At 43.4% G+C, this 26193-nt stretch carries 30 protein-coding genes; 29 read left to right on the top strand and 1 reads right to left on the bottom strand.

Features of this window, described 5'->3' with window-relative positions:
* Nucleotides 1–13: 13 nt before the first annotated feature.
* From fliF to ACHZES_RS18705, 29 genes are all read left to right on the top strand, one after another.
* The gene (gene fliF, locus ACHZES_RS18565; RefSeq protein ID WP_154525412.1) at nt 14–1612 is read left to right on the top strand and encodes a flagellar basal-body MS-ring/collar protein FliF; all 1599 of its coding nucleotides are present in this window, start codon (nt 14–16) and stop codon (nt 1610–1612) included.
* Nucleotides 1605–2606, top strand: coding sequence for a flagellar motor switch protein FliG (fliG, locus tag ACHZES_RS18570; protein ID WP_395549012.1), 1002 nt, complete (start codon nt 1605–1607; stop codon nt 2604–2606). The genes fliF and fliG overlap by 8 nt, the downstream gene beginning before the upstream one ends.
* A complete protein-coding gene (locus tag ACHZES_RS18575; RefSeq protein ID WP_395549011.1) occupies nt 2599–3402 on the top strand; it encodes a FliH/SctL family protein in 804 nt (267 codons plus the stop codon). The genes fliG and ACHZES_RS18575 overlap by 8 nt, the downstream gene beginning before the upstream one ends.
* 14 nt (nt 3403–3416) lie before the next feature.
* A complete protein-coding gene (fliI, locus tag ACHZES_RS18580) occupies nt 3417–4718 on the top strand; it encodes a flagellar protein export ATPase FliI (RefSeq protein WP_092243349.1) in 1302 nt (433 codons plus the stop codon).
* 22 nt (nt 4719–4740) lie between these two features.
* The gene (fliJ, locus tag ACHZES_RS18585; protein ID WP_092243352.1) at nt 4741–5190 is read left to right on the top strand and encodes a flagellar export protein FliJ; all 450 of its coding nucleotides are present in this window, start codon (nt 4741–4743) and stop codon (nt 5188–5190) included.
* A gap of 72 nt (nt 5191–5262) precedes the next feature.
* Nucleotides 5263–6510 (top strand): flagellar hook-length control protein FliK, encoded by a 1248-nt coding sequence (locus ACHZES_RS18590; RefSeq protein WP_395549010.1) that lies wholly within the window; start codon nt 5263–5265, stop codon nt 6508–6510.
* An 11-nt stretch (nt 6511–6521) separates the two neighbouring features.
* On the top strand, nt 6522–7112 hold the full coding sequence (locus ACHZES_RS18595; protein ID WP_395549009.1) for a flagellar hook capping FlgD N-terminal domain-containing protein: 591 nt from the start codon (nt 6522–6524) through the stop codon (nt 7110–7112).
* Between the two features lie 20 nt (nt 7113–7132).
* A complete protein-coding gene (locus ACHZES_RS18600) occupies nt 7133–7507 on the top strand; it encodes a TIGR02530 family flagellar biosynthesis protein (protein WP_092243361.1) in 375 nt (124 codons plus the stop codon).
* Nucleotides 7508–7588: 81 nt separating this feature from the next.
* Nucleotides 7589–9199, top strand: a complete 1611-nt coding sequence (locus ACHZES_RS18605; protein ID WP_395549008.1) for a flagellar hook-basal body complex protein — start codon at nt 7589–7591, stop codon at nt 9197–9199.
* 62 nt (nt 9200–9261) lie between these two features.
* Nucleotides 9262–9465 carry a flagellar FlbD family protein gene (locus tag ACHZES_RS18610; protein ID WP_154525398.1) on the top strand — a complete coding sequence of 68 codons (204 nt, stop codon included), beginning with the start codon at nt 9262–9264 and terminating at the stop codon, nt 9463–9465.
* Between the two features lie 33 nt (nt 9466–9498).
* On the top strand, nt 9499–10308 hold the full coding sequence (locus ACHZES_RS18615; protein WP_395549007.1) for a motility protein A: 810 nt from the start codon (nt 9499–9501) through the stop codon (nt 10306–10308).
* A gap of 83 nt (nt 10309–10391) precedes the next feature.
* Nucleotides 10392–11159, top strand: a complete 768-nt coding sequence (locus tag ACHZES_RS18620; RefSeq protein WP_154525394.1) for a flagellar motor protein MotB — start codon at nt 10392–10394, stop codon at nt 11157–11159.
* Between the two features lie 23 nt (nt 11160–11182).
* Nucleotides 11183–12202 (top strand): flagellar motor switch protein FliM, encoded by a 1020-nt coding sequence (locus tag ACHZES_RS18625; protein WP_154525392.1) that lies wholly within the window; start codon nt 11183–11185, stop codon nt 12200–12202.
* Between the two features lie 48 nt (nt 12203–12250).
* Complete coding sequence (locus ACHZES_RS18630; RefSeq protein ID WP_092243379.1) at nt 12251–12610, top strand: response regulator; 360 nt, start codon at nt 12251–12253, stop codon at nt 12608–12610.
* Between the two features lie 23 nt (nt 12611–12633).
* Nucleotides 12634–13080, top strand: coding sequence for a flagellar basal body rod protein FlgC (flgC, locus tag ACHZES_RS18635; RefSeq protein WP_092243382.1), 447 nt, complete (start codon nt 12634–12636; stop codon nt 13078–13080).
* 49 nt (nt 13081–13129) lie between these two features.
* Entirely contained in the window at nt 13130–14425 is a 1296-nt protein-coding gene (fliN, locus tag ACHZES_RS18640) for a flagellar motor switch protein FliN (RefSeq protein WP_395549006.1), read from the top strand.
* A 26-nt stretch (nt 14426–14451) separates the two neighbouring features.
* Complete coding sequence (locus tag ACHZES_RS18645) at nt 14452–14802, top strand: flagellar biosynthetic protein FliO (RefSeq protein ID WP_395549094.1); 351 nt, start codon at nt 14452–14454, stop codon at nt 14800–14802.
* 9 nt (nt 14803–14811) lie between these two features.
* Nucleotides 14812–15474, top strand: a complete 663-nt coding sequence (gene fliP, locus ACHZES_RS18650) for a flagellar type III secretion system pore protein FliP (protein ID WP_154525386.1) — start codon at nt 14812–14814, stop codon at nt 15472–15474.
* A gap of 20 nt (nt 15475–15494) precedes the next feature.
* Nucleotides 15495–15755 carry a flagellar biosynthetic protein FliQ gene (locus ACHZES_RS18655; RefSeq protein ID WP_092243395.1) on the top strand — a complete coding sequence of 87 codons (261 nt, stop codon included), beginning with the start codon at nt 15495–15497 and terminating at the stop codon, nt 15753–15755.
* A 34-nt stretch (nt 15756–15789) separates the two neighbouring features.
* Entirely contained in the window at nt 15790–16551 is a 762-nt protein-coding gene (gene fliR, locus ACHZES_RS18660; protein WP_395549005.1) for a flagellar biosynthetic protein FliR, read from the top strand.
* Nucleotides 16552–16575: 24 nt separating this feature from the next.
* Nucleotides 16576–17637, top strand: coding sequence for a flagellar biosynthesis protein FlhB (gene flhB / locus ACHZES_RS18665; protein WP_395549004.1), 1062 nt, complete (start codon nt 16576–16578; stop codon nt 17635–17637).
* Between the two features lie 40 nt (nt 17638–17677).
* Nucleotides 17678–19750 carry a flagellar biosynthesis protein FlhA gene (gene flhA / locus ACHZES_RS18670; RefSeq protein ID WP_395549003.1) on the top strand — a complete coding sequence of 691 codons (2073 nt, stop codon included), beginning with the start codon at nt 17678–17680 and terminating at the stop codon, nt 19748–19750.
* A 35-nt stretch (nt 19751–19785) separates the two neighbouring features.
* Nucleotides 19786–20562: a sigma-70 family RNA polymerase sigma factor gene (locus ACHZES_RS18675; protein ID WP_154525603.1), complete on the top strand. Its 777-nt coding sequence runs from the start codon at nt 19786–19788 to the stop codon at nt 20560–20562.
* A 15-nt stretch (nt 20563–20577) separates the two neighbouring features.
* Nucleotides 20578–21378, top strand: a complete 801-nt coding sequence (locus tag ACHZES_RS18680) for a flagellar hook-basal body protein (protein WP_154525376.1) — start codon at nt 20578–20580, stop codon at nt 21376–21378.
* A gap of 13 nt (nt 21379–21391) precedes the next feature.
* Nucleotides 21392–22168: a flagellar hook-basal body protein gene (locus ACHZES_RS18685; protein ID WP_154525374.1), complete on the top strand. Its 777-nt coding sequence runs from the start codon at nt 21392–21394 to the stop codon at nt 22166–22168.
* A 30-nt stretch (nt 22169–22198) separates the two neighbouring features.
* The gene (locus ACHZES_RS18690) at nt 22199–22825 is read left to right on the top strand and encodes a chemotaxis protein CheC (RefSeq protein ID WP_154525372.1); all 627 of its coding nucleotides are present in this window, start codon (nt 22199–22201) and stop codon (nt 22823–22825) included.
* Nucleotides 22818–23300, top strand: coding sequence for a chemotaxis protein CheD (locus ACHZES_RS18695; protein ID WP_154525370.1), 483 nt, complete (start codon nt 22818–22820; stop codon nt 23298–23300). Before ACHZES_RS18690 ends, ACHZES_RS18695 begins: the two co-directional genes overlap by 8 nt.
* Before the next feature lie 82 nt (nt 23301–23382).
* The gene (locus ACHZES_RS18700; protein ID WP_154525368.1) at nt 23383–24291 is read left to right on the top strand and encodes a chemotaxis protein; all 909 of its coding nucleotides are present in this window, start codon (nt 23383–23385) and stop codon (nt 24289–24291) included.
* A 4-nt stretch (nt 24292–24295) separates the two neighbouring features.
* Nucleotides 24296–25579 carry an EAL and HDOD domain-containing protein gene (locus ACHZES_RS18705; RefSeq protein ID WP_154525366.1) on the top strand — a complete coding sequence of 428 codons (1284 nt, stop codon included), beginning with the start codon at nt 24296–24298 and terminating at the stop codon, nt 25577–25579.
* Here ACHZES_RS18705 and ACHZES_RS18710 read toward each other — a convergent pair.
* Nucleotides 25576–26175 carry a late competence development ComFB family protein gene (locus ACHZES_RS18710; protein ID WP_154525364.1) on the bottom strand — a complete coding sequence of 200 codons (600 nt, stop codon included), beginning with the start codon at nt 26173–26175 and terminating at the stop codon, nt 25576–25578. The two genes, ACHZES_RS18705 and ACHZES_RS18710, sit on opposite strands and share 4 nt — an antisense overlap.
* Nucleotides 26176–26193 lie beyond the last annotated feature (18 nt).

Below are 26193 nucleotides of genomic sequence, written 5' to 3' on the forward strand. Positions count from 1 at the left end.
GCGGACAGGTACAATGGAGAAGATAAAGGAACTTTTAGAAAAGCTAAATGATAAAGTAAAAAAAGCCATAATCATCGGCGCTGTGGGCGTTACGGTTGTGGTGGGAGCGATTGTGATCGCGTTGTCCATGCGGGAAAAGCCTTACGAGGTGATGTTTCCAAGTGTCAGCAGTGATGAAGCCAAACAGATCATTGGTAAATTACAGGAAGACGGAATCGATTATCAGTATCAAAACGGTGACATTCTGGTGCCTACACCCCAGTTAGACACAACCAGGGCAAAGTTAGTTTCAGAAGGGTATCCAAAAAGTGGTTTTACATATGATGTATTCAGAAGTAATGTAAACTTGATGACGACTGATTCAGACCGGCGTAGGTTTGAACTATATGATTTGGAAACCAGAATTGGTTCTACGATTAAGGTCTTTGATGGCGTGCAGGAGGCATATGTAACCATAGCTCTGGGAGAACCTTCCAGATATGCACTGTCTGATGATAAGACGCAGGAGTCCAGTGCCCAGGCTGTTGTGGTTATGAAAGATGGAGGATCGCCTACGCAAGAGCAGGCAAAGTCCATCCAGCTTCTTATATCCAGAAGTATCCCAGGAATGGTCATTGACAATGTTTCTGTATTTGATGGAAACGGACGAGAAGTTTCCACTAGTTCAGACGACGAGGATATCAACAACGGCAAGGCCGCAGAAGAGATCACCAGGGTAATCGAAGATCAGATTTCAGCAAAGGTCTTAAATGTCCTTAGCCCTGTATACGGAAACGGTAATGTTCGAGTATCCGTAAAAGGCACGGTCAATATGGAAAAGCTGATTCGGGAGAGCATTGTTTACAATACGCCCGAAAAGATAGATGAAAAAGATAAGACGGGTCTTACTTCCGAGGAATCCATCTTTAAAGAATATTCAGGAAGTGGGCAGAACGCTTCCGGTGTGGCCGGTTCAGAGGCCAATGCGGACATCCCACAGTATAATGCGGGAGGAACTGCTGCAGAGAATGCATACGGCTCCAGCAGTCTTACTAGAAAATATCTTTTAAACCAGATAAAAGAACAGGGTCAAGTCAATCCGGGAACTTTGGAAAACCTGACTGTTTCTGTAGTGGTAAATGGGACCGGCTTCGGAAGTATGACGATTGATGACATACGAGATCTGGCTGGAAATGCGGCTGGAATCCCTCAGACAGATCGTGCAGAAAAGATAACCGCCGTAGCGGCACCCTTCTATACTGTAGATGTACCCAAGGCACCTGAAACTCCTGTGGAAGCAAATACCAACGGTATTTTGATTAATCAGTGGATTCTGATTGCAGCTCTGGCGGGAGTCGTTCTTCTCGTTCTGATTATCATTTTGGCAGTAAGACACAGACGGAAGAAAAATGATCTTATGGAAGCCATGGAGATCAGCCAGGAAGATGTACCGGAACTGGCGGTTACGGCGGAATTGCAGGATGAAGATGAAAGAGAACAGGTGATTCTGGAACCTGAAGAAGACAGGGGAGCAGAGCTGCGCCAGTCCGTCCGCGAGTTTGCTGAGCAAAACCCAGAGATATCAGCTCAGCTGCTAAAAACATGGTTGAATGGAGGCGGTAACAATGGTTAATCTAACCCCCGAACAAAAAGCAGCGACAGTGGTTGTTTCACTGGGAGTGGATAAGGCTTCTAAAGTATACAAGTACCTAAGTGAAGACGAGATTGAGAAATTAACTCTTGAAGTAGCTAAGCTTGGACATGTGGAAGCAGAGCAGACAGAAGCCATTTTAGATGAATTTTACAAGACATGCCTGACTCAAAAGGTAGTGACTGACGGTGGCTTGGAGTATGCAAGAACTGTTCTGGAAAAAGCATTCGGTGAAAGTACGGCCAACAGCCTGCTTCAAAAGGTTACGCAGTCTTTGAAATCCAGATCTTTTGGATTTATCCGGAAGAGCGACGTAAAGAACTTGCTTTCCGTTCTGCAGCATGAAAGAGCCCAGATTATTGCTCTGGTTCTCTCTTATACAAATGAAGAGATGGCGGCTAATATTATTTCAGAGCTTGCTCCTGAAAAGCGTATGCAGGTAGTGGAGGCCATTGCCAGAATGGAAAGCGCTTCGCCTGAAGGAATTAAAATTGTGGAAGAGGAGATCAAGAAGCGGTTCTCCGGCATTCTTACTACCGATTATACCAGCGTGGGAGGCGTTGATTACATAGCAAACGTCATGAATCATATAGACCGTGGCAACGAAAAGCTTATCTTCGACGAACTGGGAAGAAAAGATGCAGAGCTGGCAGATACCATCCGCAAGAAGATGTTCGTATTCGAGGATATCATTACCATGGACAATCGCTCCATTCAGCGCTTTATCAGAGAGTGCGATATGCGTGACATGGTTTATGCCCTTAAGAATGCAAACGAGCAGATTACATCTGTTATTTTCTCCAATATGTCAACTCGTATGAAAGAAAGCATCCAGTCCGATATGGAAGTTACGGTTAATGTACGCTTGAAAGATGTGGAAGAGGCTCAGCAGAGGATTGTCGGTATCATCAGGCGTCTGGAAGAAGAGGGCGAGCTGATCATCAGCAAGGGCGGAAAGGATGATGTCATTGTCTAATATTATAAAGTCTGTGCAGATGGCGGAACGTGTTCTGGAATACGGATTTACCAGGGAATTTGAAGATATCATGGTAAGAAGAAACGAGAACCCGGAGAATGAATGGGGGCAGGAGGAATCTGCGGACCAAGGATATGACGGGTATCTTCAAACTACTGAAATGTACGAAGATTCTTTAAAGAAGTCCCAGGCGATTCTGGACCAGGCCAAGGCAGAGGCGGAAGATATCCTCAACCAGGCCATGTCGGACGGCGAAGAACTCCGTGCTCAGGCAATGGAAGAAGGACATCAGGCCGGATATGACGCTGGATATGAGGAGGGCTTCCGTAAAGCCTACGAAGCTCATAAAGAGGTTCTTGATGCACGCCAGGAAGAATTTCTGGAAGCCATGAAAAATGCGATTGAAAGCGTTACGGAAGAGAAAGAGAAGATACTGGATAAATATATTGATGATTTAAAAAGAGTCACTCTGACCATTGCGGAGAAGGTGATTCAGACCAGTCTGCGCTCCAGCGGAGAGATTATCAAGCGCATGATCGTAGCTGCTGCGGGAAAGCTTAAGAAAACCCAGTGGATGAAAATTTATGTATCCCAAAGGGATGCGGGAATGATGATACAGGGAGATGTGGGACTGCTAAGTGAATTGTCCCACATTTCCGGTAATATTAAGATTATTGCTATGGATCATGAGGAAGACGGAGCCTGCATCATTGAGCTTCCGGAGGAGATTATTGATGTCAGCGTGAATACACAGCTGGAAAATATAAAGGGAATACTTAATAACGCCAGACTGTAACAGGAGGAGCCTGCATGTTTAAGGAATTGACGGATCTCATTACTAAGACTGAGACAATCGACCATATCGGGAAGATTGAAAACATTGTGGGGATGTCCATGGAAGCCTCCGGAGGAAGGGCCAGTATTGGAGACATAGCCTATATTTATAATGAAGACCGGCAGGAGCAGATACCGGTTGAAGTGGTAGGCTTTAAAGATGACAAAATACAGCTTATGGCCTATGAAAATATGAATGGAATTGCAGCGGGCAGCTTTGTTCGGAATACAAAACGCAGGTTGAAGGTACCGGTAGGAGATTTTTTAAGGGGTCGAATCATCGATGCAAAGGGAGAACCAATGGATGGAAAAGGACCTTTTGAATCTCCCCGGTACTATTACGTAGAAAATCCTTATATTAATCCCATGACCCGTCCGCCCATTACGGAAAAGCTGGAATTTGGTGTCAAAGCCATTGATGGCTTAAATACGATTGGAAAAGGCCAGCGTATCGGAATTTTTGCAGGTAGTGGAGTTGGAAAAAGTACTTTGCTAGGCATGATTGCCAGGAATGTAAAGGCTGATATTAACGTAGTGGCCCTGGTAGGGGAGCGTGGAAGAGAGGTCCGAGAATTTATAGAAAAAGACTTAGGGCCGGAAGGTATGAAACGTTCTGTGCTGGTGGTAGCTACATCAGACCAGCCGGCCATGCTTCGCATGAAGTGTCCATTGGTTGCCACTACCATAGCTGAATACTTTAAGAATCAGGGCAAGGATGTATTGCTTATGATGGACTCCTTAACCCGTTTTGCTATGGCACAGAGAGAGATAGGGCTTGCAATCGGAGAGCCTCCGGTGGCAAGAGGCTATACTCCCTCTATTTATGCGGAGTTTCCAAAGCTGTTGGAACGGAGCGGTAACTTTGGACAAGGTTCCATTACAGGAATCTACACGGTTTTGGTGGAGGGTGATGACACCAATGAGCCTATTGCCGATACAGTAAGGGGTATTGTGGATGGCCATATTGTACTGAGCCGAAAGCTGGCCAATGCCAACCATTTCCCGGCTATTGACGTCAGCGCCAGTATTTCTCGTCTGATGACAAACATCGTTTCAGAGGAACACCGGAAATTAGCTTCCCAAATCCGGGATATGTTAAGCCTTTATGAGAAAAATGAGGATCTTATCTCCATTGGAGCTTATAAAAGCGGCAGCAACCCAAAGCTTGATATGGCTATATCTAAAATTGATAAGATCAATCAGTTCCTGTGTCAGGGAATACAGGAACAAGCCAGTTATGAAGAGGTCTTAAAGAAAATCAAGATGATCATATCATAAATGCTGAAAGGGGAAGGGGAGCATGAAGAAGTTTAATTTTCCACTTAATACAGTATTAAATTATAAGGACCAGGTACTTGATAATTTAAAAAGCGAACACGCCCAGATCGTGGATAAGGTGGTCAGGCAGGAAAAAAAGGTTGAGGATTTGTCAGACCTAAGAAGAGATGCCTGTGACCGGCTTCAGGAAGAGATCGGCCAGGGTATCGCTGTTAATATGATGAAGGAATATGGAACCTACATAACCTTTATGCAGCAGAAAATTCTTACCGAACAAGGAGTTCTTCAGAAATTGCAAAGAAGAGAGGAACAAAAACGGGAGGAAGTGGTGGAGGCCAGAAAAGAAGTGGTTTCCATTGAAAAGCTGAAGGAAAAGAAGCTTTTGCAGTATAACAAAGAGGTTTTGCGTAGTGAGGAACTGTTCATTGAGGAGTTCGTTTCCAACACAACCTCAGTACATGGAAGCAGGTAATCCTGCCGTAAAACGTTCGGCAGTTACCATACAATCAAATGCTTAACAGCATGAAAAGAAAGGAGTGAGAAGATGACAGAGGTAAAGAACAGTAGTGTTGATTTGTTATCCAGACAGATGACTGGCAGTAAGAAAAAGGAAGAAAAGGCTGTTAACGGTCAATCCGAGTTTAAGGCTATGCTGAAAAGCGGCAATCAGAAGAAGGATGGAAAAAGCCCGGAATCAGGGGAGTCCTCTGAAGATAAGATGTCTGCGTCAGAAGCTGCGGCTCTAGTTGCTGCGGCCGGTATGGCGGGAATTCAGGAACCGGAGGAAAAGTTCCAAATGGCTGGACAGGAACCGACGGATCAGATTATGGAAACCATCGGAGAGGCTGAAGCAACGGTTTTGGCACCGGAAGAGAGTGGAAAAATCCAGACAATGGATTCGTTTAGTACTTTAGATCGGTTCCGTTTTAACCAGCTGACAGAAAACAGTATGGGAACAGATAGCCTTGCAGATGGAAAATTGGGAACCTTGACGGATAATTCAAAAGAAATTCCAGACCCCCTATTCTCGAAGACAATGATGCAAAAAGCAGGAGAGAAAAACCCTGTTATTGAGGATATTGGCGGACAGAATCCGGAAACAGCTGTAAACTCAAAAGAGAAGAATGATACTTTATCGTTACAGCAGCTAATGAAGGCAGCAGAGACCGTTTCAGATTCAGTGGAAGAGGAACCGATGGTAAATCTTCAAAGGAGTGGTTCACAGGAAAAACCAAGCCCTTGGGAAGAAGATCAGGACAAAATCCAGAAAAGCCTTCCGGAAAAACCTTTTGAGCCTGTACGTTTCTGGAATAGTTCTTCTGCAAAGCCAGAGGAAGTCCATATGTCTGTAAGAGCAGATAATTCGGAAGAATTGGAAGCGAAGCTGTCGGAACAGATTTTAAAACAGATTCACGAAGGAAATGGGGAATTGGATATCCAATTGGAACCCCATAACCTGGGAAAAATCAGGATCAGAATTTCCTATGAGGATAATCAGATCAGCGTTTCCCTTCTGTGTACGGAAAGCAGAACTTTAAAGCTTTTATCCCAGTCAGCAGGCGATTTAGGTACCATTCTGGAATCTAATTTAGAACGGCCCTTCCAAGTTTTGGTAGACAAGCAGGAACCAGATTACTTAAACCAGCAGCAGGAACAGGGCAGCAGACAGGAACAGCGTGGACAGCATCAGGAAAGTCAGAGGGAAGAAAACAGCGGGGACTTTTTACAAAAGCTGAGACTTGGGATTTTTGAATCGGAAAGCACTGAAGAAAGCGGCGTTGGTTACAGATAAGGAGAGAAACGATGGCAAATGTAAATGGAGTTGATTCGACTAAATATCTGGAGGCTTTTAAGGAAAGGGCGAAATCCACCAGTAACAGTGAATTAACAACAGAGGGATTTTTTAAGCTTTTGGCAGCACAGCTTCAAAATCAGGACATGTCAAACCCAATGGATAACTCAGAGATGATGACTCAGATGACTCAGATCGCTATGATGCAGGCTATGAACAACTTCTCCACTGCAATGGGAGATTTTGCCCAGGTCAATACAATCAATTATGGAACCTCCATGATGGGAAAAGAAGTTATGCTTGGAGTCCAGGAGAAGAATGGGTCAATTAAAAAAATCACAGGAACTGTGACGAGAGTCGATATTTTTGGAGGTGTGCCAACTCTTTTCATCGACGACGATGATAAGACAGGCTATCCGGTTTCCAGTATCATGTCTGTGTATGAAAAAGGGCATAAACCTTCAGATGGGACAGAAAAGGATGACGGAGTTAAGGATCCAGATACAGATAATAATACTGATGGAGCCAAGGAGCCTGATAAAGGTAATAATGTCGATGGAGCCGAGGATCCGGATGCAGATAACAAAACCAGTACCGATTAGAATGCGGAAGGTGATGATTAATGCTAGGCAAAATAAATCAGCATGAGGAATTAAGGCAGCTAAAGCTGCGGAATGCTGCCGCAATATCAAAACCGGCAGGCAGCTTTAATGAAATCCTTCAAAGCAGGATTGATAAAACGGAAGAACTCCAGTTTTCTCGCCATGCTGCAGAGAGGGTCAATCAGCGCGGAATTGAAATGTCGGATTCATTTATACAAGATCTGCAGTCCGCAGTGGAAAAGGCCCGTTCCAAAGGTGCAAAGGACGTGGTGATCATAAGTGACAGGGGAGCATTTATTGTCAATGTACCCAATAATACTGTGGTAACAACGATGTCCGGCAGTGAAATGAAAGAAAATATTTTTACAAATATTGACAGCGCCGTCCTATTATAGCTGGACCATTTATGGAGGCTTTTCCTGTGTGTCCGATTGACGGCAGGAGGAAGGCGTAAAAAAACAAAGGAGAATAAAGCTATGGTCAAATCAATGTTTGCCGGTGTGGCAGGTCTCAGAACTCACCAGGCCAAAATGGATGTTATCGGTAATAATATAGCTAACGTAAATACATGGGGATTTAAGGCGGGCAGCATGTCATTTAAAGACACCATGTACCAGAATACTTCATCTGGTTCAAAAGGCAGCACAGCTGCCGGCGGCTATGGCGGCACCAATGCCAATCAGGTAGGATATGGCGTGACTACTGGAGTCATTTCCTATGATTTTTCTATGGGAAGCCCTTCACCATCTCCCAGAGGCCTTGACTGCTATATTGACGGTACAGGGTTTTATATTGTAGGTCCTATGGTTGGGGACGGAGGGGGATTTACCCTGGAGGAATCAGATGTCATTGCCTCCAAAGGCCTGTTTCTTTCTAGAGTAGGACAATTTACAGTGGATAATGAGGGATATCTGGTTGATGATTCTGGAAATTATGTATATGGATTTTCAAATACCAGCAGCGATTATTCAGGCAGTGATAGTTTTGATACCACATCATTAAAACCGCTGAGGGTTCCCATGGAATCAGATATGGCAGCGATAGGTAATAAGACTGCAGCGGAAAGGGTAAATGATGCCAGAAAGGCACTGGAGGAAGCAAGGGCAAATTTAAGCAATCTGAATTTGGATCTGGGAAAAGCAAGAGAAGAGTATATTGCAGCAGATAAGGCGTATACGACTGAGGCTGCAGATAATAAGCAGAATATAAAAGGTTTAACGACTGCTCGTGACGATGCAAAGAAAGCAATGGAAAAGGCATACGCCGATTGGATTGATGGTAAAAATGATACGACCAAGGAACCAGGCCTAAAATTGGGTTATGATACGGCAAGAAAGACTTATGAGAAGGCGGTATTTGATCTGACTATAGCCCAGGCGAACCTTCGGGCGCCAAAAGCGCTGGATACTGCAAAGGGTGCTATTAAGAAACCAGACGACATCTGGAAAGCCTATGCAGATGCTCTTGATGATTATAACAATGGTACTGTAACAGATAAGACTGTTTTGGATGCAGCCCGGAAAGATTTGGATGATCTTCAGGCGGCTTTAAGCAAAATCGAACCTGATTCTCTGGAAGGCAAACGGGACTCCGCTAACCAGGCCGCAAAAAAGGCTGAAGCCATGGTGACAGCAGCCGAAAATGCGGTGACAAAAGCAGAAAATAATCTGGCAGCAGCTCAGAAAGATTCTACGGGCACAGAAGTGGGCAATGCCGGTGCAGGCGAAGGACTTGCCAAACTGACAAACTATACAGTTCAACAAGATGGTACCTTAACCGCTAGTACCGAGTTCGGCGCTACAGTTATCATCGGTAAAATTGCATTAGCTGGTGTTCAGAATGTCAACGGTCTGGAAAAGACCACGGGCTATTATTATGTCCCAGGCGGTAATGCTGGTAACATAAGCATTTATGAAGCCGGAGGAACTCAGGGCCGAATCATGTCAAATTATCTGGAAATGGCAAAGGTGGATCTTGCGACAGAGATGACAGATATGATCACTACGCAGAGAGGATTCCAAGCTAACTCAAAGATCATTACAGTTACAGATCAGATGCTGGAAGAACTGGTTAACATTAAGCGGTAATAAGCTTATGTAGATTAAGGGAGGCGGTAACTGCCACTTCCCTTAATGAGAGGAGTTGAGCCATGATTCGTCTTACAAGACTGAATGATGAGGAATTTATAATCAATTGCAGTCAGATTGAGCGGGTTGAAACCATACCGGAATCCAATGTAATAATGGTTAATGGGAAGCATTATGTGGTAAAAGAAAGTGTTGATGAGATCCTTGACCGGGTGATTGAATTCCATGCTCAAATATATGCGCGTGCGCAGAAAAAGAATGTTTAACCCAGGTACTGCCTGGAATATAGGAGGTTACTTATGGATGTATCATTGATCGTTGGCTGGGTGCTGGGATTCGCATTGATTATCTACGGAATCGGTATGGATAAGCTGGTGAACTTCTTGGACATATCCAGCGTTATCATTGTTGTGGGAGGTACAGTGGCAGCATTGATAGCCAGCTTTCCGTTTAAAACCCTGGCACAGATTCCAAAACATATCGGAATAATGATCAGTTCCAATCGGTACAATTCGGAAGACGTCATTCATACCCTGGTAGATATGGCGAAAACGGCAAGAAAAAAGGGACTTTTGGTTCTGGAAGAGCAAGCCTCTACCATCAAAGATCCTTTTCTGAAACAAAGCGTTATGCTGATTGTAGACGCCATGGATGCGGAGAAGATCAGGGAGATGCTGGAGAGTGAAGTGGCAGCCATGATGGACCGCCACGAGCAGGATGTCAGCATCTATGACAGGGGATCAGGAGTGGCTCCGGCTTTCGGTATGATTGGCACATTGGTAGGATTGGTTAACATGTTAAAAAGTATGGATATGTCAGGAAACGGATCAAACAGCCTTGGAGCTGACATGTCAGTAGCCTTGATCACCACTTTTTACGGCTGTATTCTGGCTCATTTAATGTTCAATCCCATGGGCAAGAAACTCCGTATCCGGAATGAGGAAGAAGTCTTATACAAGCAGATTATTATAGAAGGCGTTTTGTCCATTCAGGCAGGAGATAATCCCAAGTACCTGGAGGAAAAGCTGTTATCTTACCTGTCTCAGAAGCAGCAGGGAAAAATCACAAAGAAAAAGCCCGGTAATGAAGGAAGCGTTAATGCTGACTAATTAGATTGCGAAAGAGGAACGCCCTATGGGCATACCTTGATGCTAAAAGAACATGGGTAGGAAAGTGAAAAACAGGTGGTTGTATGATTAAGAGAAATAAGCAGCCGGAGGAATCTGGAAGCTGGATGGATACATATGGAGACATGGTTACATTGCTGCTGTGCTTTTTCGTTCTTCTGTATTCCATGTCCTCCATGGATCAGACCAAATGGAAGAAGCTGGTGCAGAGCTTTAATCCAAGTGCTTTGGAAAGCATTGAGTCCAATGTTAACGAAAGCGAGGGGGAATTCCGTGGAGACCAGACAAAAGAAGAGGTCTCGGATTTTGACGCACTATATACGGCTCTGAAACAGATGGTTGAAGAGAGAGGAATGCAGGATTCCGTAGAGATTACCCGCGGAGATGGTTTCACCTTTATTTCATTCCGCGATAAAGTATTTTTTGACGGGGACAGTTCTGTGCTCCGGCAGGAGGGCAAGGACATCCTTGAGCAGTTTGCTGCCGCAATGACGCAGGTGGATTCTTCCATAAAAGAAGTGCAGGTTTTGGGACATACCTCCCAGGGAGACCCAAACAGGCCCAACAATATCCGTAATGACAGGATGCTTTCCGCTCAGCGTTCCGCAGAGGTTGTTATCTTTCTCCAAAGCAGACATGCTGTTTCACCGGAAAAACTGGTGAGCGCCAGCTATGGCCAGTTCCGTCCTATTGCGCCTTTTGATACGGAGGATGGGAGAGCGCAGAACCGCCGCGTGGAAATATTGATAACCAAGAGTGATACGGTAGAAAAATCCTTGGAAGAGTATTACAACCAGATATATCAGGATTATCAGAACGTGCCGGTTAATTAAAAAATGAAGCGGGAGTGAAACAAATGGCTGAAGTATTATCCCAAAGTCAAATTGATGCGCTGCTCAATTCCCTGCAGGGAACAGATGAGCTAAGCCAGGATATTGATAAAAAAGAAGATGAAATAAAATATAGGAAATATGATTTTTACAGTCCTAAAAAATTTACAAAGGACAGGCTAAAAGTTTTAGGAAGTATATTCGACAATTTTTCCAGAATTGCGGGATCCCAGATAAACAGTCTGTTTAGGACTTCCAGTGAACTATCAGTCGTTACGGTAGAGGAGCAGCGTTATTATGAATTCAGTAACGCCCTCAGCGATAATGATGTCCTTACCCTTGTCAATGTGTCTTTGCCGGATCATTCCAAGAATCCACCGCTTTTAATCAATGCAAGCATGCCATTAATGCTTAGCTTAATCGACCGCATGTTGGGGGGCTTGGGGAAGGAAACCAGTGTTGGCCTGTCTTATTCCTATACGGAAATAGAGATGGCTTTATACCGCAGAGTGATCCAATATGTGATAGCGCCATTAAAGGATTCCTGGTCAAGTTATATTAATCTTAATTTTGAACTGGAGAGGTTGGAAGAAAACCCCAGCATGTTCCAGGAAATCGGTGTGGATGAAACCATAGTAATCGTCGTCATTGATGTGGAAATGGAAGGATGCTCTGGGAGACTAAGTCTCTGTATCCCAGGAAATCTCCTGATAAATATATTCAGTATTATAGACAAGCGAAGAGCCAGTGCTATGGGAGATGAAGAAAATAGTCAGGATACAAAACTTGAAATCCTAAACAACATCAGGGCCACTGACTTAATGGTTCGTGCTAAGGTAGGAGAGTCTGTCATTACTCTGGATGATGTTTATAATCTTCATATAGGAGATGTTATCAACTTAGGTACGCCTAAGGAATCCGACATCAAGCTGTATGTGGAAGACCAGCCATGGTTTAAGGGACAGCTAGGTGTTCACAAAAGGAATACAGCGGTTCGGATTGAAAGTCTTGTAGAAGAAGGAAATTACCAGGCTGGTGAAAACTGAGTCAGGGATTATATAAAGAATTAAGGATAATAAAGGAGATGCAAAAGAATGGCTAAAATATTATTGGTAGATGATGCGGCATTTATGAGAATGATGATTAAGGATACGTTATCTAAAAACGGATATACCGATTTATACGAGGCGTCTGACGGAGCTCAGGCTGTGCAGATGTTTTCTGAAATTACTCCGGATCTTGTAATCATGGACATTACAATGCCTAACATGGATGGACTGGAAGCGTTAAAATTGATAAAGTCAAAATCTCCAGATGCAGCGGTTGTTATGTGCTCTGCCATGGGACAGGAGAGCATGGTAATCGAAGCGATCAAATCAGGTGCTAAAGATTTTATTGTAAAGCCCTTTAAACCGGACAGAATTCTTAAAACTGTCACAGGCATTATCGGTTAGTTTTACCGTAGAGGAGGGGTCAAATGTCATTTTTAAGTTCCATGAACATTAGTGCGTCGGCAATGACCGCCCAGCGACTTCGACTGGATATTGCATCGGAGAACATTGCTAATATTGATACGACAAGGACGGAAGCAGGCGGGCCATACCAAAGAAAAATGGTGGTACTTGAATCCAGGAATGAAAATAACTTCCGAAGAATTATGATGAATGCAGCCGGCATAAGCAGGCAGCAGAGCACAGGTGGCGTCAAAGTTTCACAGATAGTGCAAGACACCAGTCCCTTTAAGTCCGTTTACAATCCGGAACATCCAGATGCGGATGAAAATGGCTATGTGCAGATGCCTAATGTGGATTTGCTAAAAGAAACAGTAGACAGTATGTCTGCATACCGGTCCTATGAGGCCAACATAACAGCATTTAATGCCATAAAGATGATGGCCTCCAAGGCATTGGAAATTGGAAAGTAAAGCGTGACTTGGCATAGAGGGCTAATGAGTATAAAGGGAGAAAAGTTGTATGGATTCAAAGAATTTTAGCGCATTTGAAATTGATGCCATAGGTGAAATACTGAATATAAGCCTTGGTGCCTCGGCCACTGCAGTATCTACCATGCTCAATGCCAGAGTTGATATTACCACACCCGTGGTAAAGGTATTGTCAAAGGAAGAATTTGAAATTTCTAACTTAGAGCCGGCAGTAGGAGTGGAGATTACATATATTGCAGGACTTAGCGGAAGCAACATTATGCTTTTAAAGAGGCATGATGTAAAAGTGATTGTTGACATGCTCATGGGCATGGAAACGCCGGAGGAAGAATTTGAATTAAATGAACTGAACATCAGCGCCATTTGTGAAGTTATGAATCAGATGATGGGGGCTTCTGCGACGGCACTGTCAGAGTTTTTAGGCAAGGTTGTTAATATTTCGACCCCCAGTTCTTTTGAGATCGGCGATGTAAATGATTTCAAAGAAAAATATTATGACAATGATGATTACATGGTTGTGGTCGGATTTACTTTAAAAATTGCGGACCAGTTGGAAAGTGAATTTATTAACGTAATGACCCCCGATCTTGCAAAAGAACTGGTTAGAGGATTTTTACCACAGGAAATGCTGGAACCGATTTCGGAGCCTGAACCAATTCCGGAACCAGTGCAAATTCCGGAACCAGTGCAAATTCCGGAACCAGTCATAGAGACAAGAACGGAACTAAGTGAACCGGCTTCAGGCGGAATCTTATCTCAAGAAGAGATTGAAAAAATGTTGTCAGGCAGCTTTTTAGGTGAGGAGCCTATGAATGCTGAACAGCCTGCCGACAGAGAGATGGCTGGGGGAAGTCAGGAAATACCGCAGATGACAGGAGATAATCAGATGGCAGTACAGCAGATGATGGATCAAATACAGACGCAGCAGCAGATGATGAGTCAAATGCAGCAGATGATATCACAGCTCCAAAGCGAACAGCAAAACATGAAAAAAACAGGGTCTCCGGAGCCTAAGACCATAAATGTGAAGCCTATTCCTCAAAATAGCTTAAAAGACGGAGACATTCGCTATGAGGAGCAGGAGGAAAACCGGGAACTGATTATGGGAGTACCCCTTGAGGTTTCTGTTGAAATTGGCAGAACCAGAAAGTTGGTAAAGGAGATTCTTGAATTTACCAAAGGATCCCTTGTTATCCTTGACAAGCTGGCGGGAGAGCAGGTTGATTTATATGTAAATGGCCGCTGCATTGCAAAAGGCGATGTGGTAGTTGTAGATGACAATTTTGGCATCCGTATTACAGAGATTACTAAAAAAAGCGGAGAATAGAGAGGAAGTGGCTGTATTTGAATAGCGTGATTAGTCTGTTTACTGCGCTGCTCCTAACCGTTGTAATTCTGTATTTGAGTTATGTATTTACCAGAAGCCTTGGAAAAGGAGTCGGGCTGAGACGGGGAGGGACCTGTATGCAGATGTTGGACAGGCTTCCCCTGGGGCAGGATAAAGCAGTGGCGATCGTACGTGTAGGAAATCACTATTTTCTTATCGGCATTGCTTCTTCTCAGATAACCCTTCTTTCTGAACTTTCGGAGGAGGACATTCCAGAGGGTGTTTCTACCCAGACCCAATTGACAGGTGCAGAAGGGTATGAAAGCTTTAAGAAATTATTGAAAAAATATACTGACAGACACAGGGATGATGTGTAAGGAGGAACCATGAATACAGATGCCTTGATTAATATTAATGGCGGCCGGGTGCCGACTCTGGAGCTTTTCCTCATACTGACCATCATTTCCCTGCTGCCATCCATTTTGGTGATGATGACTTCTTTTACAAGGATCATCATTGTCTTATCTTTTACCAGAAATGCATTGGGAGTTCAGCAGAGCCCTCCCAATATGGTGTTGGTTGGAATTGCATTATTTCTAACACTGTTCATTATGGATCCGGTGATAAAGGATGTGAATACCAATGCATACCAACCTTACGTCAGGGAGGAGATAAACCAGCAGGAGGCACTTAACAGGGCGACGGTTCCCATGAAACGGTTTATGCTCAAGCAGACGAAGACGGACACATTGAATCTGTTTATAGATATGTCCAAAACCGAAAAGCCGGAGAACATTGAGGAACTTCCGATGACAGTAGTGATTCCGTCTTTTATGACCTCAGAGTTAGAGCGGGCCTTTACGGCGGGATTTATGATTTATCTGCCGTTTTTACTGGTAGATATCATTGTGTCCAGTACCTTGATGTCCATGGGTATGGTCATGCTGCCGCCGGCTATGATTTCCCTTCCATTTAAATTACTGCTGTTTGTAACAGTTAATGGCTGGGAGCTGCTGTTTTCTAATTTGGTTAACAGCTTCCATTACTGACAGGATTTAGGAGGCAAAATATGACGGATGTAGCAGTGAACAGCTTAATGTATGAGTTGTTCGGATTGGTGGTTAAGATGGCTGGTCCCGTGCTGATCGTCAGCATGGTCATCGGTATCATTATTTCCATTATACAGGCGGCAACCCAGATCCATGAACAAACCATTACCTTTGTTCCAAAGCTGATTGTTATTGGCCTGATGCTTTTGATGATGGGGGATCATATGATGACCACTATCAGTGATTTTACTATCAATATTTTTAATACCATGCTCAGATGAGAGGGCAGATAAAGAAGAGGAAAGGAAGATTTAGATGCCGGAAATAGGACAGATGATGCTGTTTTCCCTTATTCTTATGAGAATGTCAGGCTTTATTCTTTTGAACCCTATTTGGGGCAGAAAAAATATTCCGGCACAGGTCAAGGGCGGCATGATCATGGTATTTACGCTGCTTATTTATTCTTTTTCCTCGGCCCAGGTGCCCGAGCCTGTGAATTCCATTGAATTTGCTGTGCTTTTGTTAAAAGAATTTGCCGTTGGGTTTGTCATTGGCTTTGTTATGGAATTATTTCTTATGGTCATTACTTTTGCGGGGTCAATTATGGATTTCCAGATGGGATTGTCCATGGCAATGATCTATGACCCCCAGACCAACGCTCAGATCGCTCTTACGGGAACGCTTTATCAGGCGTATTTCATTCTATTGTTCTTTGCGGTGGATGGCCATCTGGCACTGTTTCGGCTTCTTATAAAGTCAGCAGAAATAGTTCCTTACGGTCAAGTCACATTGGGAAGCCGTGCCGCGTGGGCAATATTGGAAGTTTTTATTCAGTGTATCATTATGGCTGTTAAATTTGCATTTCCTTTAATTGCCATTGAATTTATAACGGAAATTGCAGTCGGGGTTTTAATGAAAATAATTCCTCAGATTAATGTGTTTATCGTGAACATACAGGCTAAGATCACAATTGGTTTCATTATGCTTATTTTTCTATTTTCTCCTATGTCGGATTACGTAAGCGGCGTGATAAGCCAAATGCTATTAGCGGTTCAAGATATAATCAGACTTTTATAAATGCAAAGGATGTGATGAACGGCAATGCAGGATCCTTCAAAAACCGAAAAAGCCACACCGAAAAAACGGCGGGATGAACGAAAAAAGGGTCACGTTGCCGTCAGTAAGGATGTGGTTATGATAGCTTCCCTTCTTGGGACCTTCGTGCTGCTGAAAATTTTATTTCCTTTCATGTACCGGACCATACGGGATTTTATGATAAAATATGTGAGCCTGGCTCCCGGAGTAGAGAATCTGTCTGATTATATTACCAGAATTTTTGGAGATATAGTGTGGGCGGTTTTAAAAGCTGCTCTCCCCATTCTTTTGGCAGGGATCGCACTGTCTGTACTGGGTACCGGGGTACAAACAAGATTTTTGTTTGCAAAAAGCAATTTAGCCCCTAAGTTCAGCAGACTCAATCCCATTCAGGGAATTAAAAATATACTATCTTTAAAAAGCTTGATAGAGCTTTTGAAAAATATGCTTAAGATTACCATACTGGGAATCATCCTATATCAAATCATAAAAGGGGATTTAATACCTATAGCAAGAACCATTGATATGGACTTAAAAGATTCTTCTGTGTATGTGCTGAATGCCATTATGGATATGGTTCTCAGGGTTAGTCTTGTGTTCCTGGCTGTAGCCGGTTTTGACTTCTTTTATCAGCGGTGGGATTATGAACGCCAGATTAGAATGTCAAAGCAGGAATTAAAAGAGGAATTCAAGCAGACGGAAGGAAATCCTGAAATTAAGGGGCGTATCCGCAGCCTTCAAAGAGAAAGGTCCCGTTCGAGAATGATGCAGTCAATACCGGAAGCGGACGTAATCATACGTAACCCCACCCATTATGCGGTGGCACTTCGTTATGACATAGAGAAGGATAATGCTCCCGTTCTGTTGGCAAAGGGTCAGGATGAACTTGCCTTGAGGATTGTAGCCAAGGGCGAGGAACATGGGGTATATGTGATTGAAAATAAGCCTTTGGCAAGAGGTATTTATGCCGCTACCCAGGTAGGAGCTGAGATTCCTTCAGAATACTACGGTATGGTCGCTGAAATTCTGGTGTATGTATACCGCATGAATAATAAGATCATAGAATAAAGAAAAACAGCAGAGAAACTGAAAGAAATGGTGTAAAAGAATGAAGACTTTACTGAAAAATTCTGTAGTAGTATTTGTAATTATGATCGTACTTCTATTGATTATTCCATTACCCCCGTTTTTGGTGGATGTAATGATTATCATAAATATTTCTCTTTCCATGATTATCTTACTGATAACCATGAACATAAAAGAACCTTTGGAATTTTCTATTTTCCCGGCCCTGCTTTTGGTGACCACGTTGCTGCGTCTTGGGCTGAATGTGTCTTCCACGAGAAATATTTTGTCAAATCAGGGGTCTTCGGGTCAGGTGATCAAAGCCTTCGGTGATTTCGTATTACAGGGAAATGTTGTTGTCGGTTTTATCATATTCCTTATTATCGTTCTGGTAAACTTCCTGGTTATTACAAAAGGAACGGAACGTGTATCAGAGGTTGCGGCCAGATTTACCTTAGACGCTATGCCTGGTAAGCAGATGGCCATTGACGCAGATTTAAGTTCTGGTTTGATAAATGAGCAGGAAGCAAAGCTGAGACGTTATAAGGTTCAGAAAGAAGCAGATTTCTACGGAGCCATGGATGGTGCGACTAAGTTCGTTAAGGGAGATGCCATCATGTCCATGATCACCACTGCCATTAACTTTATTGGCGGTGCCATTATCGGAATGGTGCAGTCGAATCTGGATTTTGGCCAGGTAATGTCCATTTATTCCATTGCTACAGTCGGTGATGGGCTTGTTTCCCAGGTTCCTGCTCTTTTGATTGCCACGGCCACCGGTATGGTAGTAACCAGAGCAGTATCAGAAGGCAGTTTAAATGACGACGTATCCAGCCAGTTTATGGCCCAGCCAAGGGCTATTATGCTCACTGGTTTTGTCATGATCGTATTAATGCTGGTGCCTGGAATGCCTAAGATCCAGCTGGCAATCATGGCAGCGGTGCTTATTATAGCCGGTTATCAGTTAGGACATAGGGTTCGTCAGTCGGCCTCTAGTCTTCAGGAAATGACGGCAGCCGCATCTATGCCTGAACAGGCGACGCAGGCGGCAGCCGATGAAGAGTCTTACTACCGGGATGTGAACAATGTTTATGCTCTTATTAACGTAGAACCTATTGAAATGGAATTTGGCTATAGTCTGATTCCGCTGATCGATGAGAGCAGCGGCGGGAAGATGATCAACCGAATTGTTATTTTCAGAAGACAATATGCTCAGGATATGGGACTTGTTATCCCCTCTGTCAGGCTCAGAGACAGTTCCAGTTTAAATACCAATCAGTATGTTATAAAGATCAGAGGCGAAGAAGTATCCAGGGGAGAGATTCTGGTAGATTATTATCTGGCATTGGAACCACCTGCTGTTTCCGGTGAAGTTGATGGAATTGAAACGGTGGAGCCGGCTTATGGAATTCCCAGTAAATGGATCAGGCCTGAAAATAAAGAAATGGCTGAAATTTATGGCTATACCGTAATTGATCCACTTTCTGTTATGCTGACTCACTTGTCTGAAACCATCAGGCAGCACGCTTATGAGCTGTTAGGACGGCAGGAAGTAATGCAGTTACTGGATAATGTGAAGAAGCACACTCCAGAGCTTGTGGACGAGCTATTCCCGAGCCAGTTTACATATGGCGGTATTCAGAAAATCCTCATTAACCTTTTGAAGGAAGGGGTTCCAGTCAAAGACATGGAAACGATTCTGGCAACGATAGCAGATTCTCTTCCGACCACCAGGGATATGGATGTGATTACAGAGAACATCAGAATTGCTCTAAAGAGGACCATAACCAGAATGTTCTGCGAAGGAGGACAGATGAAGGTAGTCACCCTGGATGCAGAGCTGGAGAAAAATATTATAGGCAGTATGGCAAAAGGAGAACAGGGCATCTATCTGGCCCTCAGCCCGGATGTGATGCAGTCTGTGATTGGACAAATGGGAGAACAGATGAAGAAGTTCACGGACCTGGAGCAGAAGCCGGTGATTCTTACAAGCCAGGTTGTAAGGCTCTATTTCTACCGATTGATCGAGCAGTTTTATCCCAATGCATATGTCCTTTCCTTTAATGAGATTGCAAACAATATTCAGATTCAGGCAATCGGGAATATTACCCTTTGACCGGATTTTGTTACAGAAAGGCAGTGTTAGTCGGAATGGAACAGGATTTAAGCCAATATACCAATGAGGATTTATTAATTAAATACAAACGAACAAAAGACATCAGGATCAAGCATGAACTGGTGATGCGGTATATAAATATGGTCAGGAGCATATCACTCCAAATGCGAGATGTATATTTAAGTTTTGCACAGGTGGAGGATATTGTCAATGAAGGCGTATTGACGATTATGAACGGAATCGAAAAGTTTGATCCGGAATTAAATGTTAAGTTTGAAACTTATATTTCTAAGCGGATTCGTGGAATGGTTATTGATATGGCAAGGAAGCAGGACTGGATTCCAAGAAGCGTAAGAAAAAATGCTAAGGTCATGGACAATGCGGTTGTAGAATTGTGTAATCGTCTGGGACGTTTTCCTACTTCAAAGGAAACAGCGGATTACATGGACGTTACCATGGAAAAATACCAGGAGACTCTAGGCAAGACAAATGTTTACAGCATCATTTCCCTGGACATGGTTCTGGAGGCAGGAAGTGAAGAGAAAAAGTCAATGCAGCTTCCGTCAATGAATGAACATGATCAGCCTGAAAATCATTATCTCCAGAAGGAATTTAAAGAAATTTTGGTTTCTGCCATAAATGGTTTAAAAGAAAATGAACAAAAGGTTATCTCATTGTACTATATGGACGAATTAAATATGAGGGAGATTGCGCAGATCATGAAAGTCAGTGAACCAAGGATCTCCCAGATTCATTCCAATGCGCTTCAAAAGCTCAGATTGAATCTGACTAATTTCATAAATGAGAAGTAGGAAGGGAGATAAAAAATGTTTCAGGGATTCTACAATCTGGCATCAGGAATGCTGTATCAGACCAGGAATTTAAATGTAATCGGAAATAATATGGTCAATAGTGCAACACCGGGGTTTAAGCCTGACCGCATGGTCAGCACCACGTTTCGGGAAGAAATGCTTTACCGGAATGGAAATCGTGACAAAAGCAATCCTGTTCAGATTGGGTCCGTATCAATGATACGTGCATCCAGAAGTACAGTGACCAACTATAATCAGGGAGTGCTTGAGGAAACCGGAGGAAACCTGGATTTTGCTTTGACAAAGCCAGGATTCTTTGCAATTCAGGATTCCGCAGGAAATCAGGTTTATACCAGAAATGGGTCGTTTACTATTGATGAAGAAGGATACCTTTCTTCCCCTTCCCGGGGTAGAGTAATCGGGGAAGATGGAAACCCCATTGAGCTTCCATCAGACCATATTACGGTGGATCAGTTAGGCAATATTTATGAAATGCCTTTAAAAGGACTGAGGACCGAAGAGGACGGTAATGCGGAAGATCAGGAACCGGTTCTTTTAGGAAAACTTCGTGTTGTAGATTTTAATGATTATACCCAGCTTGTAAAAGGAGATAATGGTGTATTCACCACGACGGCCGAGGGCAATGAGGTGGATGGAGGGGTCCATTGGAAGTCACTGGAAAGCTCCAATATCGATCCCATTGAAGAGATGACTCAAATGATGACCAGTCAGAGGGCAACTCAAAGTGCTGCCCAGGTACTTCGAATATATGACCAGCTCATGGGTAAGGTATCCAACGAGATAGGAAGAGTATAAGGGGGAAGAATAGATGAACCAGTCTTTTTATATTGGAGCTTTGGGGGCCTTAAACCAGCAGACAAAGCTTAATGTGGTATCCAATAATATTGCTAATGTAAATACAACAGGCTTCAAACCTCAGTATAGTGTGTTTTCTGATCTTATTTATGCCCAGACGAGAAGTACTCAGGGCGGCGATGCAGCGAAGATGGGCAGTGGGACCAGGGTAGACCTTGTCAAGTCAGATATGACCGATATGCCTTATAAAGAGACCGGTTATGAGAACGACCACGCGATTGAGGGAGAGGGCTTTTTCATGTTAAAGGATCCGGCTACAGGGGACATTACTTATTCCAGGGATGGACGCTTTCAGCTTTCCATGCTGGAGGATCGGTTCTATTTGGTGAATTCTTCTGGAAAGAGAGTCCTTAACATGGACCAGCAGGAAATTTCCTATCCTGTTAAGCCGGCCGTTTATCCCGGAGAAGAGGTAGATACGGAAGAGGAAGAAGACGTACAGGAAGAAGACGGGCATGATCCGAAAGCCATTGGCGTGTATACCTTTGCAAGAAGAGATGGAATTTCCGAAATGGGAAATAACGAATACGCTGTAACGGATAAAAACGGAGCTCCCATTCTCCTTGAAAATGCTAAAGTTATCAAAGGCGCCTCAGAGGTGTCCGGTACGGATTTTGCGAAAGAGATGACAAGAATGATGGAGGCCCAGAGGGCTTATTCTTACTCTTTAAAAATGGTGCAAACCTCCGATGAGATTGAAACAACTATAAATACACTTCGGCAAAGCTGAGAATAGCAGGTAAGGAAGGAGGGTGATATCATGAAGATAACACGTTACGATGAAATGAGCGGATTGGGGCTGGACTTGATTCGGGAGATAGGCAGCATAGGCACAGGCAATTCGGCTACGGCACTGTCCTCCATGTTGGGAAAGACCGTGCGCATGACTCTTCCGGATGTGCAGATTCTCGGTTATAATGAAGCCATTAAATTCTTGGGAGATCCGGAAGAAATTGTGGCGGCTATATTGGTAAAAATGTCAGGAGAAATTAATGGTCTGATGCTGTTTGTCCTGAAGCTGGATTTTATCAACCAGGTCTTATCCATTCTTATGAAGGAGGAAATAGAAGACTATTACCAGTTAAATGTTTTGGAAACCTCTGCACTTGAGGAGGTGGGAAATATTATTATTTCTTCTTACGTCAATGCAATTTCCTCTCTCAGTGACGTCTCCATTAATCTGTCTGTTCCTGATACAGCGGTTAATATGCTGGGTGGAATATTAAGCGTACCCATGGTGGAGTTTGGCTATCAGACGGATAAAATGATGATGATCAGCGGCCAGTTTATCATAGGGGGCAAGGAGCTACATAGCGATCTTCTAATGATGCCGGAGATTCAGTCATTGAACTTTTTAATGGAAAAGTTGGGGATAATCAATGGATAAAAATCTGACGGTTGGAATCGCAGACATGAAGTTTGCCAGGCAGGAGGGGATTTTGATCACTTATGCCCTTGGTTCCTGTATTGGGATAAGTTTGTATGACCCAATGATTAAGCTGGGAGCTTTGGTACATATTATGCTTCCGGAGGTTTTCGGTTCAGGTGATGGGAATATTTTTAAGTACGCAGATACTGCACTGGCTGAAACGCTGCGCAAGATAGAGATCATGGGAGCGAGAAAGCCCAGATTGATTGCTAAGATTGCCGGAGGAGCCAAGATGTTTGAATTACAGGGAAACAGTACTCTTGGTAATATCGGCGCCCGTAATATAGTCAGCGTGAAACAGATTCTTCGCTCAGAGGGGATCCGCCTCGTGGCTGAGGATGTGGGAGAAAACTACGCACGGACCATGACGTTTGATGTCAGTACGGGGGGAGTCCGAATCAGGACTTACGGTAGAGCGGAAATTGATTTGTAAACATTATGAACCGGAGGAATTATGCCGATATTTTATTAGGCAATGTTTTTGCCGGATTATATTGAGATAAAGGAGAAGAAGTATGGCAGAAACAGAAATTTTGTTAGAGTCAGGAACCAATGAGATTGAAATAATGGAATTTACCATTTACGGTGAATTATATGGCATCAATGTGGCAAAAGTACGTGAAATCATGATGTCAGATAAAGTAAAGCCCATTCCTCATGCTCACCCTTCTGTGGAGGGAATATTCAAGCCCAGAGAAATCCTTCTCACTGTAATTGACCTTCCTCATTATCTGACAGGAAGCAAAACAGAGCAGCAACCGAAAGATTTATTTATTATTACTAACTTTAACAAGCTGCACATTGCGTTCCGTGTTCACAGCGTGGTTGGAATCAGCCGCATTTCATGGAAGGATATACAGAAGCCGGACAATACCATCAGCCGGGGGGAAGAAGGAGTAGCAACAGGCATTGCCCAGTGCGGGAAGGATTTGGTGACAATCCTGGATTTCGAAAAAATCGTAGCAGAGATTGCTCCGGAAACAGGGATTCAGATAAATGAGATTAACAAATTTGAAGACAGGGAAAAAAATGGAAGTCCAATTCTGATTGCAGAAGATTCCATATTATTGACCAGGATGATAGAAGCCTCACTTAGGAAGGCAGGCTACCATAACCTGACTTTTAAGAATAACGGACAGGAAGCATGGGATTACTTAAATCAGATTCGAAATGATTCGGACTTTACTAGTAAAGTAAGTCTGATTATTACAGATATCGAAATGCCGGAAATGGATGGTCACCATCTGACAAAGCTTGTGAAGGATGATAAAATATTACAGCACATCCCGGTTGTTATTTTTTCTTCCATGATCAATCAGGAATTAATGATCAAAGGAAAGCAGCTGGGCGCAGATGAGCAGTTGTCCAAACCGGAAATCGGACATCTGGTGGAAGTAATTGACCATTTGCTTCAAAGGAGGTAAAACAATGGATAGATATGTCACCCGGCAGCCTATTAAGGCACTTAAGGAGGACAAGATCATTGGCTACGAGGTGCTGTTTCAAAAGGATTATGACGCACTCTATAATAGTACCGATGTGGCGGCGGCAGATACCATCGCAGGTTTTCTTATGCAGAACACGGAAAGGATTTTCCAGGATAAACTTACGTTTGTAACATTTACTCCTTCTTTATTGTTCCGGAATATGCCGAAAATTTTTGACAAGGATAAATTAATCATACAAATTGAAGATCATGTGATGATTCATCCTTTATCGCCTGCTATAATCAAAAGATACCGCACGGAAGGCTACATATTTGCAATCAATGATTTCCAGTTTTCTCCCAAGTATTTTACCATGCTGGATTATGTTACCTACATAAAAGTGGATATCAGCAGTAAGCACGAAGGAAGAGAACGGACTTCCTTAAATAATCTTATCAACACCATGAAGGGCTTTGATAAGAAATGTATCGCAACCGGTGTCAATACCAAGGAAGACTATGAGCTTGCCATGGAAGTCGGCGCTGACTATGCGGAAGGCAGCTATGTGGCGGAAGCTATGGCCAAGAAAGTGAAACGGATGGAATTCCTGGAAGGGAACTTCTTCCAACTTGTTGTGGAAGTGTCTAAAGACGAACCGGATATTGAACAGATAGAAAAGGTTATAAGCCATGATGCAGCATTAAGTTACGCTCTTCTTAAAATAGTAAATTCTGCTTATTTTGCTCTTCGCAGACGAGTGTCCTCCATCCGCCAGGCTCTGGTTACTATGGGTATCAGTCAGTTAAAGCAATGGGTATACCTTTTAAGCTTTAACAGTGAATTCGAAAATGATGAGTCCCGTGAAGCCATGATGAAGCTGTCTTTCCTTCGGGCTAATTATGCTATGGTTCTTTCTGATAATATCAAGGATCTGCCCATTATCCGATCAGAGGTTTATATGATGGGAATGTTCTCGACCTTGCAGTACATGATTGATGCACCTTTGGAAGAAATTCTGGAAGAAGTACCTGTGGCCCAGGAGATCAAGGATGCGCTGCTTAAGCAGGAAGGAATATGTGGAGCGCTCTATAAACTCATTCTTAGCTATGAAAACGCGGACTGGAAAGCTGTAAAGTCTCTATCAAATGAATTAGGAATCCCTTCTTCTCTTCTAGCACAAACCTATATGGATTGTGTGGAAACCGTAAATGAGATATGGGAAGGCGTTGTAAGTAGTGTTGTAGATCGGGAAACAGAGAATATAATAAAAGAAGCCCACACCTAATGGTGTGGGTTTTCTTTTACAGTAGAACAGGCTTTGGTCAATTCTACAACTACTTGTTGGGTAAAACGGGTGTTATAAAAATTTAAAAGAGGAGACGCGGTGGAATTCTCCGCAACTATGTATTTGGGGGGCAGATGGGACAAAGCCAGGGCCGTGACATCGGCAGTGCACCGATCACAGTCGCAAACATCGAATTTATCCATGTATTCTGATACTGCATTCTTTACGATGTGTTCCATAACATTTAGATATTGAAATGATGGAATCAATTTTTTCGGAGCCTCAGGCTCCGTATCCCGGTCAAGGGGAAGAGCTTCCGGTTCAGGAGTATTATCCACTCCTTCTGCCTCTTCCAACTGCTCCCTGATCAATTCTGCCACCGGGTCGGGGGCAGAAGAAGACATATCTATAATGGAAATAGGAGTTGGTGGAGAAGGTGGCTGATTTGAATCCGTAAGTTCCCTGATTTTTTCTGTGGAATCGGAGGTTTGCCGGGCTGCAAGATTTTCTTTGGCAGCCTCTTCTTTAGAAGATTCAGAATCTTCTCCTGCTAACAGATTCATAACATGAGCTGTTTTACTGCTTTTTCTGGCCATAATTGAAACTCCCTTCGG

Origin of the sequence: Lacrimispora sanguinis, assembly GCF_044987295.1 — a bacterium.
GTDB lineage: Bacteria > Bacillota > Clostridia > Lachnospirales > Lachnospiraceae > Lacrimispora > Lacrimispora celerecrescens_B.